Here is a 17,348-nt window from a genome sequence, read left to right as displayed (position 1 = left end):
GGAGTCCTACACATGGACGTTATTCTGCTTGAGCGCGTCGAGAAGCTCGGCGGCATCGGCGATGTGGTGACGGTGAAGGACGGCTTTGCCCGCAACTTCCTGCTGCCCCGCAAGAAGGCGCTGCGCGCCAACGAAGCCAACAAGAAGGTGTTCGAGGCGAACCGCGCCCGGATCGAGGCCGAGAACGCCGCGCGTCGCTCCGACGCCGAGGCGGAGGCCAAGACCTTCGGCGACGTGACCGTCACCCTGATCCGTCAGGCGTCGAACACCGGCCAGCTCTACGGATCGGTCGCGGTGCGCGATCTGGTCGAGATCCTGGAAGGCGAAGGTCACAAGGTCACCAAGAGCCAGGTCATCCTCGACAAGCCGATCAAGGCGATCGGCGTGTATGAGGTGCGCGTGGCGCTGCACCCCGAGGTCATCGTGACCGTCAAGGTCAACGTCGCCCGCAGCCCGGAAGAAGCCGAGATGCAGGCGCAGGGCGTCGACGTCATGTCGCAGATGTTCGAGCGCGACGAGGCTGGCTTCACCGAGGACTACGATCCCAACGCCGAACCCGGCGCGACGGCCGAAGTTCAGCCGGAGGAGCAGCAGGCCTGATCGCCCGCTCGCTTACGACGTGAAAACAGGAAGGGCCGCCCGGAGCAATCCGAGCGGCCCTTTCCGTATCACCCCTGCCGCATCGGGAAAGGAAGGCGGACAAGCTTGGGGGCTGCATGGCATGGCCAAGCAGGACGGACCTTCATCGCCGACCATCAATCCTTCCCACCCCGTTCGTCTCGCACAGGCATCGCGCTTGTCGAGATGACGGATCGAGAGACCCGGCGAAGGGAGAGCTCCTCGCGATACAAGGCACTCGATCGCCACTCGCAACGCAAGGGTCGGGTGATGCTCCCTCCGGTCAGAAGACCACATAGCCCCAAAAAGCGAAAAAGGCCTCCCGGCAAACCGGCAGGCCCTTTTCCATCACCCCGCGCAAGCGCGGATCACGCCGCTACTGTTACGGGCACATCACACAGGCACCGACCATGGCGGCCAGCGGAATGGCGGCGAACAAGATGGGGACGATCTGCTTCATGATCCGATTTCCGACGAGTGGAGTGTCTTTGGCGATTAAATGCGCGACCCATGGAAAGGTTGCGCAAAGATGAACCGCTGGGGTTTCTTCAGGGCAGGATAGCGTACCGAACCGAGACCCGCGCGCTCGTCTCGATCGGTGCGGGCTTCACGTCGATCGCCACTGGCGCGGGGGTCGGCGATGCAAGAGGAGGAGGCGGAGCGCTGGTAAGGACGATCGGCATAGGCACCTCCTCGATGCCTCCGCCCGCGCCGTCGTTCAGCGTCAGGATGGTGCCCAGCCGTACCCCCGCTGCTGCTGCAAGCGTCATCGCCTTGGTCTTGGCATCGCGTACCGCGACCTTGATCGCACTGGCCTGTGCCGCTGCCGGATCGCGCAAGGCGAAGCCGTTCATCTGAGCCTGTTGCGCGCCCAGCCGGGTCGCCAGCCCAACCCCGGTTCCCACCTTGCCGACCGCGCCCGTCTCCACCGCGCCACGCAGCGACGCGACGTAACCCATCACCGCACAGGCGCCCTCGCTCAGCCTTTGCTCTCCATAATCAGTCCGGCACTCCGCCCCGCGCACCTCGGCCACATTGACGTTGCTGGTCGTGACCGCCGTTCCACGACCCAGCAGGTTCAACAGCCCCGCCTCAATCGCCTTGGCCTTCGTCGCCAGCGCCCGCGATGCGGCATCGGCCGTCGCGCCCTCGCCGGTCACCGAATAGGTCATCGACGCCATGTCGGGATCGGTCTTTACCGACCCCGTACCGGCAACCTGGATCACCGCCGGCTCGCGCTCCTGCGCCGCCAGTGCGGCCGGCAAGGCCAGCAGCATCAACCCCGTCGTCCAGCGCATCCCATACCTCCCTGTGGTTAGATCGGTCATCCTAGCCGCCCCCGCGCCAGACACCACCACCCTCATGCCCGCGCCTGTCCTACAGGCCCGGACTCTGCTATGCGGCGGTCATGGCCTGCACGCCGTTCCCGTCGATCATCCGGCACCATGGGACGATTGCAAAAACGGTAAGTGGACACGGGATGGGGGACGTAGTGTCCACTTCCGCGAAACGGCCGGCCAAAAGCCTCCGCGAATCACTTCCGCCCGAACAGCTTCTCGATATCGCCATTCGCCAGCTTCACCCAGGTCGGGCGGCCATGGTTGCATTGGCCCGAATGCGGCGTCGCCTCCATCTCGCGCAGCAGCGCGTTCATTTCCGCGACCGACAATATGCGTCCCGCCCGCACCGATCCGTGGCACGCCATGGTCGATGCGACATGATCCAGCCGCTCGCGCAAGCTGAGCGCCTCGTCATACGCCGCCAGCTCGTCCGCCAGATCGGCGACGAGGCCCCGGGGGTCGCTCTGCCCGAGCAGCGCCGGGGTCGCGCGCACCAGCATCGCCGCCGGTCCGAACCGCTCCAGCTCCAGCCCGAACTCCGCCAGTTCCGCCCCCCGCGCCTCCAGCCGGTCGCAGGCGGGCTCGTCCAGTTCCACCACCTCGGGCAGCAACAATGCCTGCGACGCCACGCGCCCTCCGGCCAGCGCCGCGCGCATCCGCTCCAGCACCAGCCGTTCATGCGCCGCATGCTGATCGACCAGCACCAGCCCGTCCTCCGATTCGGCGACGATATAGGTCTTGGCGACCTGCCCACGCGCCACACCCAGCGGATGCGCGGCGGTCTGCGGCGGCGGTGCCCAGGCCGGCTCGGCGCGGGCGAGCGGCGGGGGTGCGTTGAAATGCGCCCGCGGCTCGAACAGCGATCGCCGCTCCAGCACCGGCGTTTCGGTCGGACCGGCGGGCCAGGCAGCCGCCGCGACGGGTGCCACCGGTTCCGGGCGCCACATCGCCAGCGCCGACTCCGCTGGCCGCTGCACGCTGCGATGCCCCGCCTCGTCCAGCGCGCGGCGCAGGCCCGATACGATCAGCCCGCGCACCATCGCCGGGTCGCGAAAGCGCACCTCGGTCTTGGCGGGATGCACGTTCACGTCCACCTGATGCGCGGGCACGTCCAGGAACAGCGCCACCACCGCATGCCGGTCACGCGGCATCATCTCGGCATAGGCGCCGCGGATCGCCCCCATCAGCAGGCGGTCGCGCACCGGTCGCCCGTTGACGAACAGATACTGGTGGTCGGCAATGCCGCGGTTGAAGGTCGGGATGCCCGCCACCCCGCCCAGCACCAGCTCCTCGCGCACCCAGTCGATCGGCACCGCATTCTCGGCCAGCGCCTTGTCGGTCAGCATCGCGACCCGCGCCGGCCGGTCCTGCCCCGCCGGCACGGTCAGCACGCGCCGGCCGTCATGTTCCAGCGAGAAGGCGATGTCGGGCCGCGCCATCGCCAGCCGCCGCACCGCATCCAGGCAGGCGGCATATTCCGACCGGGCGGAGCGCAGAAACTTGCGCCGCGCCGGCACGCGCGCGAACAGGTCCTCCACCACGATCCGCGTGCCCGGCGGCGTCGCGGCGGGGCCGTCGCGCACCACCTCGCCATTGTCGACCGCGCGGCACCATCCGTCCCGCCCCGCCGGCCGGCTTTCGATCGTCACCCGCGCGACCGACGCGATCGAGGGCAGCGCCTCGCCCCGAAAGCCCAGGGTCGTGACGTTCTCGATCGCCTCGTCGGGCAGCTTGGAGGTGCAGTGCCGCTCCAGCGCCAGCGCCATGTCGCCGGCATCCATGCCGCACCCGTCATCGGCCACCTCGATGCGCTGCGTGCCGCCCGCGGACAGCGTTACCGCGACTCGGGTGGAACCGGCATCCAGCGAATTCTCAACCAGTTCCTTCAACGCGCTGGCGGGCCTTTCCACCACTTCACCGGCCGCGATACGATTGACGAGATGCGCAGGGAGACGCCGTATTGACATGCATCATTCCCTAGCCCAAGCGGCGGCATCCCGCGACCCGCAAACGTGACGGAACCGGCGCCTGTTCTGGCTCCTGGCTTTGTTCCGGCTCTTAGGCCTTGGGGCTCGCTGGATGATGTGCGAACGGCCGTCCCCCCGGCCTCCAGACGGAACAAGAGTGTCGATGCCCCTGCCCCGCTTCCTGAAATTCATGTCGCACGACATGGCGATCGATCTCGGCACCGCGAATACCGTGGTCTATGTGCGCGGTCGCGGTATCGTGCTCAACGAGCCGTCGGTCGTCGCGGTCGAGACGTTGAACGGCGTGAAGCGCGTGAAGGCGGTCGGTGACGACGCCAAGCTGATGATGGGCAAGACCCCCGGCACGATCGAGGCGATCCGGCCGCTGCGCGACGGCGTCATCGCCGATATCGACGTCGCCGAGCAGATGATCAAATATTTCATCCAGAAGGTGCACGGTCCGCGCAAGTTCGCCCGCTGGCCCGAAATCGTGATCTGCGTGCCCTCGGGCTCGACCAAGGTGGAGCGCCGCGCGATTCGCGACGCCGCTTCCAACGCCGGCGCCAGCCAGGTGTGGCTGATCGAGGAGCCGATGGCGGCCGCGATCGGCGCCGACATGCCGGTGACCGAACCGATTGGCAGCATGGTCGTGGACATCGGCGGCGGCACCACCGAGGTCGCCGTGCTCAGCCTGCGTGGCCTTGCCTACACCACCTCGGTGCGCGTCGGCGGCGACAAGATGGACGAGGCGATCGTCAGCTATGTCCGCCGCAACCACAATCTGCTGATCGGCGAGGCGACCGCGGAGCGGATCAAGCAGGAGGTCGGCTGCGCCAAGCCGCCGGTCGACGGCATCGGCACCGTGATCCACATCAAGGGCCGCGACCTCGTCAACGGCGTGCCCAAGGAAATCCAGATCAACCAGGGCCAGATCGCCGAGGCCTTGTCGGAACCGGTCGCCACGATCGTCGAGGGCGTTCGCGTCGCGCTGGAGAACACCGCACCCGAACTGGCCGCCGACATCGTCGATCAGGGCATCGTGCTCACCGGCGGCGGCGCGCTGCTCCAGGGTCTGGACGAGGTGCTGCGTGACGAGACGGGTCTCCCCGTCACCGTTGCGGAGGACCCGCTAACCTGCGTGGCACTGGGCACCGGCCGGGCGCTGGAAGACCCGATGTACCGCGGCGTTCTGCTCAACGGCTAATCCTCGAAGGACAGGGGGACCGGCGCATGGCGCCTGCCCGCGACCGTCGCACGGGGTTTTCGCGGCGGCGGCAATATGGAGCGTTTCTGGCCTATGTGCTCGCGGTGGCGGGCGCATTGGTGGGGGCGGCGTTGCTTGTCGCATCGCGGTTCAACCCGCCCGCCTTCGCCGCGATGCGCATGGCGGTGGCCAGCGTCACCGCGCCCGTCTCCGCCAGCGCCGCCTGGGCGATCGACGGCGTGGTGTCGGTGCCCGATACGATCGCCACCTATTTCTTCGTCCATGACGAGAATGCCCGCCTGCGTGCCGAATTGAAGCGGTCGGAGGCGCTGCTGCTGCGTGCCCGCACCATCGCCTATGATAATCGCCGGCTGCGCGCGCTGCTCGCCGTTCGCGACCGTTCGGCCGATACGGTGTTCACGTCGCGGCTGGTCAGCTCCACCGCGTCCAGCGGCCGCCGCTTCGCGCTGCTCAATGCCGGACGCGCGCAGGGCGTGGAGCCCGGCATGCCCGTGCGCGGGCCCGACGGGTTGATCGGCCGCGTGGTGGAAACGGGTCCGGCGGTCGCCCGCATCCTGCTCCTCACCGATGCCGAAAGCATCGTTCCCGTTCGCCGCACCCGCGACGGCCTGCCCGCGCTCGCGGTCGGCCGCGGCGACGGCATGGTCGATATCCGCTCGGTCAACACCACCAATGTGCGCTTCGCCACCGGGGACCTTTTCGTCACCTCCGGCACCGGCGGCCTCTACGCACCCGGCATCCCGGTCGCCCGCGTGGTGCGAACCGGCAATGATTCCATGCCCGCCCGTACCTTCGCGCGCCCCGACTCGCTCGATTTCGCGATCGTCCAGCGCGCCTTCCTGCCCCTTCCCCCCGCTCCGCCCGCACCCCGCCCGTGAGCCCCCAGGACTATAAACCCTTCGACCCCGGCCTGCCGCCGGGGCGCGCCCGCGCACTGCCGTGGATCACGGTGATGGCGGGGTCGCTCGTCACCATCCTGCCGGCGATCGCCACCTTCCCGGTGCTGCCGCCCTTCGGACTGCTGATGCTGCTCGCCTGGCGGCTGCTCGCCCGCTTCGCGCTGCGCCCCTGGGCGGCGGCACCGCTGGGGGCGTTCGACGACCTCGCCAGCGGCCAGCCGCTCGGCTCGGCGGTATTGCTCTGGTCCGCGACGTTTCTCGCCATCGAGCTTATCGAACAGCGCCTGGTGTTTCGCGACTTCTGGCAGGACTGGCTGATCGCGGCCGGCGGCATCGCCTTTTGCCTGGTCATGGGCCGGCTGATCGCGGTTCCCTTGGGCGCGCAGGTCGATACCGTGCTAGTGGCGCAGATCGTGATGACGATCATGCTCTTTCCCCTGGCGGCGCGCACCGTCGCCTGGATCGATCGCAAGCGCGGCCGGGAGGCGGCGTGAAGCGCCCCGTCCGCACGATGACCGAGGCCGCCCAGGCCTACAGCTTCTCGCGCCGCGCCTTCGTGCTGGGTGCGGGGCAAGCGGGTATCGGCCTGCTGCTCGCCGGCCGCATGGCGTGGCTGTCGATCGCGCAGAACGAGAAGTACCAGCTTCTGTCGGAAAGCAACCGCGTCAACACCACGCTGATCCCGCCCCGTCGCGGCTGGATCATCGACCGCAACGGTTTGCCGATCGCCAACAACCGCACCGATTTCCGCGTCGACATCATACCGGAGCGGCTGGAGAACAAGGACGCGGTTCTGGCCCGGCTGCAACAGATCCTGCGCCTTCCGCCCGAGGACATGGAGCGCCTGCGCCTCGACCTGAAGGATGCCAAGGGGCTGAAGCCGGTGCAGGTCGCCGAACGCCTGGATTGGGAGCGGTTCGCCGCGGTCAGCGTCCGCCTGCCCGAACTGCCCGGCGTACAGCCGACGCGCGGCTTTGCCCGCTACTACCCCGCCGGCGCCGCGGTCGCGCATCTGACCGGCTATGTCGGCGTCCCCACTGCCGAGCAATATAAGGAAACCCGCGAGCCCCTGCTCGTCACGCCCGGTTTCAAGCTGGGCAAGGACGGGCTGGAAAAGACGCTGGAAAAGCGGCTGCGCGGCATCCCCGGCGCCAAGCGGGTCGAGGTCACCGCGCGCGGCAAGCTGGTCGCCGAACTGGCCACCCGCCCCGACATACCCGGCCACAATACGCGCCTGACGATTGATGCCGGCTTACAGGAATATGTCGCCCGGCGTCTCGGCACCAATTCCGGCTCCGCGGTGGTGATGGACTGCCTCACCGGCGAGATGCTCGCGATGGTGTCGATGCCCGCGTACAATCCCAACAGCTTTTCCGATGGCATCAGCCATCTCGAATGGAAGATGCTGTCGGACGACGATCACATCCCCTTGATGAACAAGGTGACGCAAGGGCTGTACCCGCCGGGCTCGACGGTCAAGCCGATGAACGGGCTGGCGCTGCTCCATGCCGGCGTGCCGGCGTCGGAGCGCGTATTCTGTTCCGGTGCGATGCGCGTCGGCACCGGCGTGTTCCATTGTCACAAGCGCGGCGGGCACGGCCCCGTCGATCTGAAGCGCGCAATCGAACAAAGCTGCGACATCTATTTTTACGAGATGATCCGCCGCATGGGCTATGACCGGATCGCCCCGGTCGCGCGGATGATGGGCCTGGGCCAGAAATTCGACCTGCCGCTCGCGACCCAGCGCTATGGCACCGTGCCCGACTCCGAATGGAAGCAGCGCAAGTACAAGACCAAATGGACCGTCGCCGATGGCCTGAACGCCTCGATCGGACAGGGCTATGTGCTTGCCAACCCGCTGCAACTGGCGGTGATGGCGGCGCGGCTCGCCTCCGGCCGCGCGCTACAGCCCAGCCTGCTCGCCGCCGACGTTCATCGCAACGCACCGTTTCTGTCGCTGGACCAGGATCATTTCCGTATCGTCCGGGAGGCGATGTTCGGAGTGGTGAACGGCGGCGGCACCGGGGGCGCGGCGCGCATGTACGTGCCGGGCGTCAGTCTGGCGGCAAAGACAGGCACCGCGCAGGTCCGCCGCATCACCATGGCGGAGCGGCGTGCGGGCGTGCTGAAGAACGGCCAGTTGCCTTTCCGTCTGCGCGACCACGCGCTGCTCGTCTGTTTCGCGCCCGCCGATAATCCGCGTTATGCCGCGGGCATCGTGCTCGAACATAACGGCCATACGGTCCGCAACCTCGACACGCCGATGATCGGGCGCGACATCATGACCTATCTGTTCGACCGCGAGCGCGCGCTCAAAAGCCTCGCCGAGGTGGAGCCGACCTGGGGCGGCAATATCGAAACGCGCATGGCCTTCCAGGAAGCGGCTTACCGCGCGGTCAACGCGCCGATGCCGGCGACCAAGACCGACGCCGTCATCCCCACCGACGCGCCCGCGGTCGAGGCCGCCGCCGCCGCCGCCGACCGCGAGGCGGAGACGCGCGCGACCCAGACCACTGGCAACACGGTTGCGGAAGCCTCCATCCCCGAGGGCGATGAATGAGCCGCAACCGGATCATCCCCGAACCGCTGGCACGCATACCGTGGCGCGTCATCCTGCTGGTCACCGCGATCGGCAGTTTCGGCCTCGTCGTGCTCTATTCGGCGGCCGGCGGATCGCTGAGGCCCTGGGCGATGCTGCAAGGCATCCGCTTCTTCGTGCTGCTCGCCGGCTCGCTGGTGCTGGCCCGCCTGCCGGAGCGATTCTGGAAGGGGATCGCGGTGCCCGGCTATATCGCGATCGTCGCCGCGCTGATCCTGGTCGAGCTGCTCGGCGCGGTACGCGGCGGCAGCCAGCGCTGGCTGGATGTCGGCTTCATCCGCCTTCAGCCCTCCGAGTTGATGAAGCCCCTGATCGTGCTGGCCTGTGCCCGCTTCTACGAGGTGCTGCCCCCCGCCGAGACACGGCGCTGGTCGGGCATCTGGCCGGCGGCGGTGCTGATCGGCATTCCGGCGGTCATCGTGATGAAGCAGCCCGATCTCGGCACCGCGCTGATGATCTGCGCCGGCGGCGTCACCGTCATGTTCCTGGCGGGCGTGCCCCTGCGCCTCTTCATCGGTGGCGCGATCAGCGTCGCCATCGCCGCACCACTGGCCTTCAATCTGCTGCTCCACGATTACCAGCGGAACCGCGTCCTGATCTTCATGGATCCCGAAAGCGATCCCCTCGGCACCGGCTATCATATCAGCCAGTCCAAGATCGCGATCGGCTCGGGCGGTATCTGGGGCAAGGGCTTCCTGAACGGCACGCAAAGCCATCTCGACTATCTGCCGGAGGGGCATACCGACTTCGTCTTCGCCACCATGGCGGAGGAATGGGGTCTGGTCGGCGGCTGCCTGCTGATCCTGGCCTTCCTGCTGGTCATCCGCTGGGGCATCGATGTCGGCCAGCGCGCCAAGACGCGCTTTGCGCGGCTGGCCGCCGCCGGCCTGTCCACCACCATCTTCTTCTATGTCGCGATCAACCTGATGATGGTCATGGGGCTCGCTCCCGTTGTCGGCATTCCGCTGCCGCTGGTCAGCTATGGTGGGTCGTCGCAGATGACGGTGCTGCTGTGCCTGGGCATCCTGATGAGCCTCGACCGGGAAAATCGTCGCGCAACGCGCTGGTAGGGCAAAAAAGGGTTTGCAAACTCCGCGGCGGGTGCTAACCGCGCGCTTCCCCGATGCCGGGGCGCTTCACCAAGGCGCTCCATCGCGGCGCTGGCGGGAATGGACGCATAGCTCAGTTGGTAGAGCAGCTGACTCTTAATCAGCGGGTCCTTGGTTCGAGCCCAAGTGCGTCCACCATCCCTTTTCCGCCCCTGACGGGTACGGACGCATAGCTCAGTTGGTAGAGCAGCTGACTCTTAATCAGCGGGTCCTTGGTTCGAGCCCAAGTGCGTCCACCACCCTCCCCTTCGCACGGCCGGCCGCGCTCACCCCCAGTACCAGCGGTGCAGGCGAATATCCCGCCCATCGCGGCGTCAGGCCCATGCGCACCACCACCATCCGGCGCGAGGGGATGATCGCGACCGACTGCCCGTCATGCCCCAGCATCCAGTAGGTATCGGCCGGCAAGCCCGCCCGGTCCATGCCCTGCGGCAGGCGGCGCCACACCTGTCCGCGTCCATATCGCCCACCTGACGCCCGGCTCGGTGCGTGCATCCACGCGACATAGCCGCGCGGCAGCAGTTGGGCACCCGCCCACACCCCGTCCTGCAAGAGCAACTGCCCGAACCGCGCCCAATCTCGCGCCGTGGCATAGAGGAACGACGCCCCCCCGAACGTTCCCCGTCCATCGACCTCCAGCACCGCACTGCGCATGCCCACAGGCCCGAACAGCCTGTCATAAGGCCAGCGCAGCGCATCCGCCGGCCGTGCGAACCGATCCTGGAACAGTCGGGCGAGGATCACCGAACTGCCCGACGAATAATCGAACACCGTCCCCGGCGTCACCGCCAGCGGCATGGCCGCGGCATAGCCGGCCGGATCGGGCGCGGTGAACAGCATCCGGTTCACGTCGGACGTGCTGCCATAATCCTCGTTGAAGGCCAGCCCGCTTTCCATGCCGAGCAACTGCGCCAAGGTGATGCGGGCCCGTGCATCGGTCCATTCAGGCCGCAGGCCCTGCGCGCCCACGCCCCCGAACCGGCCGAGCACGGTGCCGACCAGCGCCGCCGTCACCGTCTTGGTCATCGACCATCCGATCAATCGCGTATCGGCGGTAAACCCGGGCGCATAGCGCTCGCCCACGATCCGCCCGTCCCGCACCACCACCACCGCACGCATGCCCGGCCCGACCAGCGCGTCGTCGGCCAGCACGGCCGCGACCGCAGGGTCGGCGTTCCCCGTCGCGCTTCCCGTCGGCCAGGGCGCCGATGATGCAGGCGGCGGCAGCATCGCCCGCGACGGCGCGACCTGCGCCCGCACCCGCTCCACATCGCCGTCCGGCACCGTGGTGCAGCCCAGCCCCTCGCGGTACACCGCCTGGTTGCGCCCGATCACGCCCAGCATGGCCACCGTCACCACGCGCCGCGCTCGGTCGACATCCACCGACATCAGCCGCAACAGCGGATTGCCCGGCGCCTGCACGTCGATGCGTCGCACCTGATCGGCATCCCGCCCCGCCAGGAAGACGTTGGAGCAGACGATCTTGGCGGTATAGCCGCTGCCGATGCGCAGCAGCGTCGGCGGCGCGATCAACAGCCATGCGGCAAGGCAGATCACCACCGCCAGCAGGATCAGCCCGGCGCGCTTGGCAATTCCCCCGACCCGCATGATCGCCCCCACAGATTAGGCCGGGGCGATGCCGTCCCCCGACACGAAAACGCGCCGCCGATCATAGGACCGGCGACGCGCCCACGTAACCGGAAACCGGCTCCGGTTGGAAGGTGAAGGTCCTTACCGCGTCGGGAAACCGCGCTGCTTCAACAGGGCGTTCACGTCCGGGTCACGCCCCCGGAACGCGCGATAGGCATCCGCGCGGTCGGTCTCGTTACCCGTCGACAGCAGCACCTTGGCAAAGCGATCCGCCGTCGCCTTGTCCCACGGGCTGCCCGCTTCCTCGAACGCCGCAAAGGTGTCCGCGTCCATCGTCTCGGACCACAAATAGCTGTAATAGCCCGCCGAATAGCTGTCGGAGGAGAACAGGTGATTGAACTGCGGCAGGCGGTGCCGCATCACCAGTTCCTTGGGCATGCCGATCTCGGCCAGCGTCTCACGCTCGAACCGGTCGGGATCGACCACCCCGTCCGCCACCGTGTGCAGCTTCATGTCCACGATCGCCGAGGACAGATATTCGGTCGTCGCAAAGCCCTGGTTGAACGTCTCGGACGCCTTGATCTTGTCGAGCAGCGCCTGCGGCATCGCCGCCTTGGTCTGGTAGTGGCGCGCATATTTGTCGAGCACGTCGCGGGTCAGCAGCCAATGCTCGTTCACCTGGCTGGGATATTCCACGAAGTCGCGCGGCGTGCCCGCCAGCCCCGGATAATAGACGTTCTGCAACATCGCATGGATCGCATGGCCGAACTCGTGGAACAGCGTTTCGGCATCGTCCAGGCTGATCAGGATCGGCTCGCCCGGCGCGCCTTTCGCGAAGTTGTTGTTGTTCGACGACAGCACGTTGCGCACCGGCGGCAGGTTGCGCTGGCTGCGATAGGTGTTCGCCCAGGCGCCCGATCGCTTGCCCGTCCGCGCGAAATCGTCGCGGTAGAACAGGCCCACTTCCTTGCCCGCCCGGTCGGTCACGTGCCACACGCGCATGTTCGGCTCGAACACCGGTACGGTGCCGGTAATCTCCTTGAAGTTCAGCCCGTACAGCCGGTTGGCAGCATAAAGCGAACCCTGGATGATGTTGTTCAGCTCGAAATACGGCTTCAGCTCCGCCTGATCCAGGTCGTAGCGGCTCTTGCGCACCTTCTCCTGGTAGAAGCGGTAATCCCACGGCTCGATCGTGATCTTCGCGCCGCCGTCCTTATCCGCGATCGCCTGCATGTCGCGAACCTCTTCGGCCACCCGCGCCTTGGCGGCGGGCCAGACGCGCATCATCAGGTCCATCGCCGCGGCCGGCGTCTTGGCCATGGTGTCCTGCATCCGCCAGTCGGCGTGCGTCTTGAAGCCGAGCAGGTGCGCCCGGTCCGCGCGCAGCTTCACGATCCGCGCGATCGTCGCGTTCGTATCGTTGGCGTCCCCGTTGTCGCCGCGATTGACGAAGCCGCGCCACACCTTCTCTCGGAGCGCGCGATCGGTCGCGAAGGTCAGTACCGGATCGACCGCGGAGCGCGTGTTGACGATCGCCCAGCCGGTCTGTCCCCGCTCGGTTGCCGCCGCCTTGGCGACCGCCTTCACGCTGTCAGGCACGCCGGCCAGTTGCCGCTCATCGGTGACCAGGATCGCCTTGCCCTCGTCGCCGAGCAGCTTTTCGGAGAATTCCGAGAAGGCGGTGGCGAGTTGCTGGTTATATTGCGACAGTTGCGCCTTCTGCGCCGCATCCAGCTTCGCACCCTGCCGCACGAACATGTCGTAGGTGCGCGTCACCAGCCGCTTCTGCTGCGCGTTCAGCCCGCTCGTGTCGCGCGCCTGATAGATCGCCTCGATCCGCGCGAACAGCTTGGGATCGAAGGTGATCCGGTCCTGCGCCGCTGCCAGCTTGGGCGACCATTCGCGGTCGATCTTCTGATAGGCGGGCGTGTTCATGTTGCCGGTCATCACGCCGAACAGCGTCATCACCCGGCCCAGCCGCTCGCCCGCATTCTGCATCGGCACGAAGGTGTTGGCAAAGGTTGGCCTGGCGGGATCGTTGGCGATCCTGGCATAGTCCGCCGCCCGCTCGGCAAGCGCCACTTCGAACGCCTGCGGAAACAGCTCCGGCTTCACCTTGTCCCAGGGCGGCACGCCGCCATAGGGGCCGGTCCAGGTGGCAAGCAGCGGATTGGCATTGGCGGCTGGGGCGGCGGCGGGTGCAGCGGCCTGTTCCCCGGCAATGGCAGTGGTGGACATCAACGCCGCAAGTCCGGCGGCGAGAAAGGCATGGCGCACAAAGGGCTCCCGTTGGAAAAACCCTGCCACCATAAGCCTCTGCCACAATGCGTAAAGGTCCCTGACCCGTTTCGCCGGTTGCGACCGCCGGCGTTCATTCCTGCGACGGTTGCGCCTGCCCCTCGGCTGCATCCGCCGCGGCAATCAGCGAGCGACCCGTATCGCGCGCCGCCGCCGGTGTCATCGCCACCGCCACGCCGTTCGGTCCATCCAGCATGACGATGCCATTCTCCGCGGTCGCCCGCCCCGCCACACTCTCCGGCTCGATCGAAGCCATACGCACATCTCCCTAGCCGGCCCCGAGTTCGACATCGGAGCTGTACAAATAAAGCGGGTCGAATTCGCTCAGCGTCTCCAACACCTTCAGGTCGAGAATACGCGCAACGCCACCCTTGAATGTCAACGCATTGCGCTCGCGCAGGCTCCGCAACACGCGGTTCACATGCACGCTGGTCAGCCCGCACGCCTCCGCGATGTCGACCTGTGTGACGGGCAGGGTGAAGCTGCCGTCGGTCACCCGTTCGATCATCGCCATGCGCGCGTGCAGTTCGCAGAACATGTGCGCCACCCGCCCCTCGGCGCCCAGCCGTCCGAGCCGGAAGATCCATTCGCGGTGCATCGCGGCATCCAGCAGGGTCGAGAACCACAGCAGCCGGGTCAGGCGCGGCCAGGACTCGGTCACCGTCGTCAGTCGCGCATGCGGCACCACGCCGTAGCGGACCGGGGTCAGCGTACCGATGTCATGGTCCAGCCGCTTCATCGTGAAGCCGTGCAGGTCGACGAAATCGCCCGGCACATGAAACGCCACGATCTGCCGGTGCCCTTCCCGGTCGTCCATGTACCGGCACATCAGGCCTTCGAGCAGCAACGTGCTGTTCTGCACCTCGCGCCCCCGCTCGACCAGCAACTGGCGCGGGCCCAGCGTGCGGACATCCTCGACGGAGTCCTCCAGCGCCTGGACATCGGTGGCGGACATCCTCTCCCGCCCGCGGCCTCGCAAAAACAGATCCGTTATCATGCTGTCCGCTCCTCGTTCACCGCCTGTATTTCGGGGACCGAACATTCGTCTTAATCCAGGTCAATACATCATCATCTGACGCAACATTGTTGGACCCCGCGGGTTCCATCGGCCATGCGAACGATCAGTTACCAGAACGACCACCCCCTCGCCGAGGAATTCATCGGCGCGATACGGGAGGCAAGTTTTCCGTGCGTGGGGGCGAAATCGGCACTGGCCAAGGGACAGATGGACATTCTGGTCGCCCGCGACCTGCGCTCCGCCTGGGACGATATGCGCATCCTGCCGGCACTCACCACCACCGTCGCCAAATATCGCGCCGACCGTGCGTTGTTCCGAACCCTGGTCATCCTGTTCGAAGGTCCCGGCGATCTGGACGAGGCCGGGTTCGAGCGGCACCTGTGGGCGCGTGCCCAGTCGCTGTCCGACAAGGACGAATGGCTCGGCTACCAACCCGACCCCAGCGTCAGCACCGATCCCGACGATCCGCATTTCTCGCTGAGCTTTGCGGGCGAGGCGTTCTTCGTCGTCGGCCTCCACCCCGCCGCCAGCCGCCCCGCACGGCGTTTCGCCACGCCCGCCATGGTGTTCAACCTGCACGACCAGTTCGAGGTGCTGCGCGAACAGCAGCGCTACGAGAAGCTGCGCGCCTCCATCCTTGCGCGCGATCTCGATCTCGCCGGCTCGCTCAACCCGATGCTCGCCCGTCACGGCGAGATCAGCGAGGCGCGCCAGTATAGCGGTCGTGAAGTGCCATCCGACTGGCGCTGCCCCTTTCATCGCGGCGGAGGTGCGGCGCATGGTTGAGACGATCCCGCCCCGCTCCGGTGCCGGTTTCCGGCTACCGAAGGGCGCCGAGTTGACCGTGATCGATCCGCAAGGCTGTCAGGTGTCCGACCTGCTCGCGTTCAACGCGGATGATCTGCGCGAGGTCATCTCCTCGGGCCGCACGCTCGATTATGCCAGCCGGCTCTACCTGACCACGGGCGACCCGCTTTATTCGAACCGGTCCAACGTCATGCTCTCCATCCTGGAGGACACGGTCGGCCGGCACGACTTCCTGCTGACGCCCTGTTCGAAGGACACGTTCCGTATCATCTACGGCGACACCGATCCCCATCGCGGCTGTTTCGGCAATCTCGCTGCTGCGCTGGAGCCCTACGGCGTCGAGCCGGACATGATCCCCACCGCCTTCAACTGCTTCATGAACGTGCCGATCGACGGCGCCACCGGCACCTTCACCGTCGAGCCCCCGCTCAGCAAGGCCGGCGACTTCATCCGCTTCCGCGCCGAGATGGACCTCGTCATCGGCCTCACCGCCTGCTCCGCCCTCCAGTCGAACGGCGGCTCGTTCAAGCCGATTCAGTACCGCATCGACGCCGGCCCCGCCGCATGACCGATCGCCCCTTACGCCTCGGCTTCCCCGTCAAGGTCATGGGGAAACCGGGGATGAAATCCAACGACACCCGGCGCTGGCAGAAAAATCCGCATCTCAAATGCTCGCTCGAATATGTCGACGCCATCCTCGACTATCTGGCGACCCAGAAGATCGACATGTACCGCCTCTCGTCGGACCTTGCGCCCTACGCCACGCACCCCGACATGCCGCAATTCCACAACATGGTCGCGGAAAGCGACGCGGAGTTGCGCGCGCTCGGCGCCAAGGCGCGCGCGCTCGACATGCGCCTGTCCTTCCACCCATCGCAATATGTGCTGCTCAACGCCCCCAATCCGGCGCTGACCACGAAGAGCATCTGGGATCTGTCCAGCCAGGCCGAAATGCTCGACCGTATGGAGCTGGACGACGAAGCCGTGATGGTCACCCATGTCGGCGGCGTCTACGACGATCACGAGGCCAGCCGCGCACGCTGGATCGCGGGATGGGAGCAATGCCCCGAACATGTTCGCCGCCGCCTCGTCCTCGAAAACGACGACATCCGCTTCTCGGCGGCCGACGTGCTGTGGATTCATGAGCGCACCGGCGTCCGCCTGATCTTCGACTATCAGCATTTCTGGTGCCTCAATCCCGAGCGGCTCGACCTGCGCGACACGCTCGAAAAATTCATGGCAAGCTGGCCCGCCGGCGTCCGGCCCAAGATCCATTTCTCCAGCCCCCGCACCGAACTGCGCGAGATCAAGCAAAAGGTCGCCCCCGGCGCCAAACCCAAAAAGGGCGAACAGCTCAAGGCGCCGCTGAAGCCCGGCGCCCGGGTCAAGACGGTGTTGCGCCCGCCGATCTGGACTGGGCATGCCGACTTCACCAACCCGTTCGAATTCTGCACCTTCATGCGCACCGCCGAGGGTCTGGAATTTGACGTGATGCTGGAAGGCAAGTCCAAGGACATCAGCCTCATCAAGCTGCGCCCCGACATGTTGCGCTTCGCCCCCGACGTCGCCGCCCGCTTCGGCATCACCGCCGAGGATGCCGCCGAGCTCAGCGAGGACGAGGCCGAACTGGAGGATGGTGCCGATGCCGACGATGCACCCGATGTGGACGAGGGCGACGCCTGATACCACATTCGCGTGATGCTTTCGCCGCCTGCCGATTCGCCCGAAACCGCGCTTGCCCCGCTCGACCCCGATCGCCGCCGCATGGTGCAGGGCCGCGTTCGCGAGGCTTTGCGCCAATGGCTCGCTGCCGATGACGATGCGCTGCTCGCCCTGCTCGGTCGACTAGGCCGCGACGAGATCGCCCATGCGGCCGAA

At 67.0% G+C, this 17,348-nt stretch carries 17 protein-coding genes and 2 tRNA genes; 14 read left to right on the top strand and 5 right to left on the bottom strand.

From position 1 onward, the window contains the following. Positions 1-12 precede the first annotated feature (12 nt). Entirely contained in the window at positions 13-600 is a 588-nt protein-coding gene (rplI, locus tag OXR08_RS10760; protein ID WP_112382723.1) for a 50S ribosomal protein L9, read from the top strand. Between the two features lie 566 nt (positions 601-1,166). On the opposite strand, the gene OXR08_RS10755 is transcribed toward rplI, so the two are convergent. Both OXR08_RS10755 and mutL read right to left on the bottom strand, forming a co-directional pair. Next, positions 1,167-1,916: an SIMPL domain-containing protein gene (locus OXR08_RS10755; protein ID WP_267349705.1), complete on the bottom strand. Its 750-nt coding sequence runs from the start codon at positions 1,914-1,916 to the stop codon at positions 1,167-1,169. Positions 1,917-2,152: 236 nt separating this feature from the next. Beyond that, a complete protein-coding gene (gene mutL, locus OXR08_RS10750; RefSeq protein ID WP_267349703.1) occupies positions 2,153-3,925 on the bottom strand; it encodes a DNA mismatch repair endonuclease MutL in 1,773 nt (590 codons plus the stop codon). Positions 3,926-4,088: 163 nt separating this feature from the next. Between mutL and OXR08_RS10745 the strand changes: the two genes are divergently transcribed. The 9 genes from OXR08_RS10745 (at position 4,089) to OXR08_RS10705 (ending at position 11,384) form a co-directional block, all read left to right on the top strand. Then, positions 4,089-5,129 carry a rod shape-determining protein gene (locus OXR08_RS10745; RefSeq protein ID WP_112382720.1) on the top strand — a complete coding sequence of 347 codons (1,041 nt, stop codon included), beginning with the start codon at positions 4,089-4,091 and terminating at the stop codon, positions 5,127-5,129. A gap of 26 nt (positions 5,130-5,155) precedes the next feature. Beyond that, positions 5,156-6,028, top strand: coding sequence for a rod shape-determining protein MreC (mreC, locus tag OXR08_RS10740; RefSeq protein WP_267349702.1), 873 nt, complete (start codon positions 5,156-5,158; stop codon positions 6,026-6,028). Continuing rightward, positions 6,025-6,543 carry a rod shape-determining protein MreD gene (locus OXR08_RS10735; RefSeq protein ID WP_112382718.1) on the top strand — a complete coding sequence of 173 codons (519 nt, stop codon included), beginning with the start codon at positions 6,025-6,027 and terminating at the stop codon, positions 6,541-6,543. Before mreC ends, OXR08_RS10735 begins: the two co-directional genes overlap by 4 nt. After that, on the top strand, positions 6,540-8,609 hold the full coding sequence (gene mrdA / locus OXR08_RS10730) for a penicillin-binding protein 2 (protein ID WP_267349699.1): 2,070 nt from the start codon (positions 6,540-6,542) through the stop codon (positions 8,607-8,609). Before OXR08_RS10735 ends, mrdA begins: the two co-directional genes overlap by 4 nt. Continuing rightward, entirely contained in the window at positions 8,606-9,718 is a 1,113-nt protein-coding gene (rodA, locus tag OXR08_RS10725; RefSeq protein WP_267349697.1) for a rod shape-determining protein RodA, read from the top strand. The genes mrdA and rodA overlap by 4 nt, the downstream gene beginning before the upstream one ends. Before the next feature lie 101 nt (positions 9,719-9,819). After that, positions 9,820-9,895: transfer RNA gene (locus OXR08_RS10720), tRNA-Lys, on the top strand. 25 nt (positions 9,896-9,920) lie between these two features. Beyond that, positions 9,921-9,996, top strand: a tRNA-Lys gene (locus tag OXR08_RS10715). A gap of 878 nt (positions 9,997-10,874) precedes the next feature. Further along, entirely contained in the window at positions 10,875-11,198 is a 324-nt protein-coding gene (locus OXR08_RS10710; RefSeq protein ID WP_267349696.1) for a hypothetical protein, read from the top strand. A 63-nt stretch (positions 11,199-11,261) separates the two neighbouring features. Beyond that, a complete protein-coding gene (locus OXR08_RS10705; protein WP_267349695.1) occupies positions 11,262-11,384 on the top strand; it encodes a hypothetical protein in 123 nt (40 codons plus the stop codon). Positions 11,385-11,488: 104 nt separating this feature from the next. Here OXR08_RS10705 and OXR08_RS10700 read toward each other — a convergent pair whose 3' ends face one another. From OXR08_RS10700 to OXR08_RS10690, 3 genes are all read right to left on the bottom strand, one after another. Continuing rightward, the gene (locus OXR08_RS10700) at positions 11,489-13,585 is read right to left on the bottom strand and encodes a M3 family metallopeptidase (RefSeq protein ID WP_267349694.1); all 2,097 of its coding nucleotides are present in this window, start codon (positions 13,583-13,585) and stop codon (positions 11,489-11,491) included. A 133-nt stretch (positions 13,586-13,718) separates the two neighbouring features. Then, positions 13,719-13,901, bottom strand: a complete 183-nt coding sequence (locus OXR08_RS10695; protein WP_112382715.1) for a hypothetical protein — start codon at positions 13,899-13,901, stop codon at positions 13,719-13,721. Positions 13,902-13,913: 12 nt separating this feature from the next. Next, positions 13,914-14,600 carry a Crp/Fnr family transcriptional regulator gene (locus tag OXR08_RS10690; RefSeq protein ID WP_267349691.1) on the bottom strand — a complete coding sequence of 229 codons (687 nt, stop codon included), beginning with the start codon at positions 14,598-14,600 and terminating at the stop codon, positions 13,914-13,916. A 156-nt stretch (positions 14,601-14,756) separates the two neighbouring features. Between OXR08_RS10690 and gntA the strand changes: the two genes are divergently transcribed. The 4 genes from gntA to OXR08_RS10670 form a co-directional block, all read left to right on the top strand. After that, positions 14,757-15,449, top strand: a complete 693-nt coding sequence (gntA, locus tag OXR08_RS10685; protein ID WP_149680752.1) for a guanitoxin biosynthesis heme-dependent pre-guanitoxin N-hydroxylase GntA — start codon at positions 14,757-14,759, stop codon at positions 15,447-15,449. Then, a complete protein-coding gene (locus tag OXR08_RS10680; protein ID WP_112382712.1) occupies positions 15,442-16,038 on the top strand; it encodes an urea carboxylase-associated family protein in 597 nt (198 codons plus the stop codon). Before gntA ends, OXR08_RS10680 begins: the two co-directional genes overlap by 8 nt. Next, entirely contained in the window at positions 16,035-17,153 is a 1,119-nt protein-coding gene (gene uvsE / locus OXR08_RS10675; protein ID WP_267349688.1) for a UV DNA damage repair endonuclease UvsE, read from the top strand. The genes OXR08_RS10680 and uvsE overlap by 4 nt, the downstream gene beginning before the upstream one ends. Positions 17,154-17,165: 12 nt before the next feature. Next, positions 17,166-17,348, top strand: a 183-nt coding sequence (locus tag OXR08_RS10670) for a hypothetical protein (protein ID WP_267349686.1), incomplete at its 3' end; no start/stop codon positions are given.

Origin of the sequence: Sphingomonas sp. GM_Shp_2, assembly GCF_026540875.1 — a bacterium.
GTDB lineage: Bacteria > Pseudomonadota > Alphaproteobacteria > Sphingomonadales > Sphingomonadaceae > Sphingomonas > Sphingomonas carotinifaciens.
The sequence above is the reverse complement of the archived record's forward strand: the minus strand, read 5'-3'. Positions and strand labels throughout refer to the sequence as shown.

Bases quoted from the DNA above. Each gene is read 5' to 3' on its own strand.
- rplI (WP_112382723.1), top strand. From the start codon at position 13: ATGGACGTTATTCTGCTTGAGCGCGTCGAGAAGCTCGGCGGCATCGGC.
- OXR08_RS10755 (WP_267349705.1), bottom strand. From the start codon at position 1,916: ATGCGCTGGACGACGGGGTTGATGCTGCTGGCCTTGCCGGCCGCACTG.
- mutL (WP_267349703.1), bottom strand. From the start codon at position 3,925: ATGTCAATACGGCGTCTCCCTGCGCATCTCGTCAATCGTATCGCGGCC.
- OXR08_RS10745 (WP_112382720.1), top strand. From the start codon at position 4,089: ATGCCCCTGCCCCGCTTCCTGAAATTCATGTCGCACGACATGGCGATC.
- mreC (WP_267349702.1), top strand. From the start codon at position 5,156: ATGGCGCCTGCCCGCGACCGTCGCACGGGGTTTTCGCGGCGGCGGCAA.
- rodA (WP_267349697.1), top strand. From the start codon at position 8,606: ATGAGCCGCAACCGGATCATCCCCGAACCGCTGGCACGCATACCGTGG.
- OXR08_RS10710 (WP_267349696.1), top strand. From the start codon at position 10,875: ATGCCCGGCCCGACCAGCGCGTCGTCGGCCAGCACGGCCGCGACCGCA.
- OXR08_RS10705 (WP_267349695.1), top strand. From the start codon at position 11,262: ATGCGCAGCAGCGTCGGCGGCGCGATCAACAGCCATGCGGCAAGGCAG.
- OXR08_RS10700 (WP_267349694.1), bottom strand. From the start codon at position 13,585: ATGTCCACCACTGCCATTGCCGGGGAACAGGCCGCTGCACCCGCCGCC.
- OXR08_RS10695 (WP_112382715.1), bottom strand. From the start codon at position 13,901: ATGGCTTCGATCGAGCCGGAGAGTGTGGCGGGGCGGGCGACCGCGGAG.
- OXR08_RS10690 (WP_267349691.1), bottom strand. From the start codon at position 14,600: ATGTCCGCCACCGATGTCCAGGCGCTGGAGGACTCCGTCGAGGATGTC.
- gntA (WP_149680752.1), top strand. From the start codon at position 14,757: ATGCGAACGATCAGTTACCAGAACGACCACCCCCTCGCCGAGGAATTC.
- OXR08_RS10680 (WP_112382712.1), top strand. From the start codon at position 15,442: ATGGTTGAGACGATCCCGCCCCGCTCCGGTGCCGGTTTCCGGCTACCG.
- uvsE (WP_267349688.1), top strand. From the start codon at position 16,035: ATGACCGATCGCCCCTTACGCCTCGGCTTCCCCGTCAAGGTCATGGGG.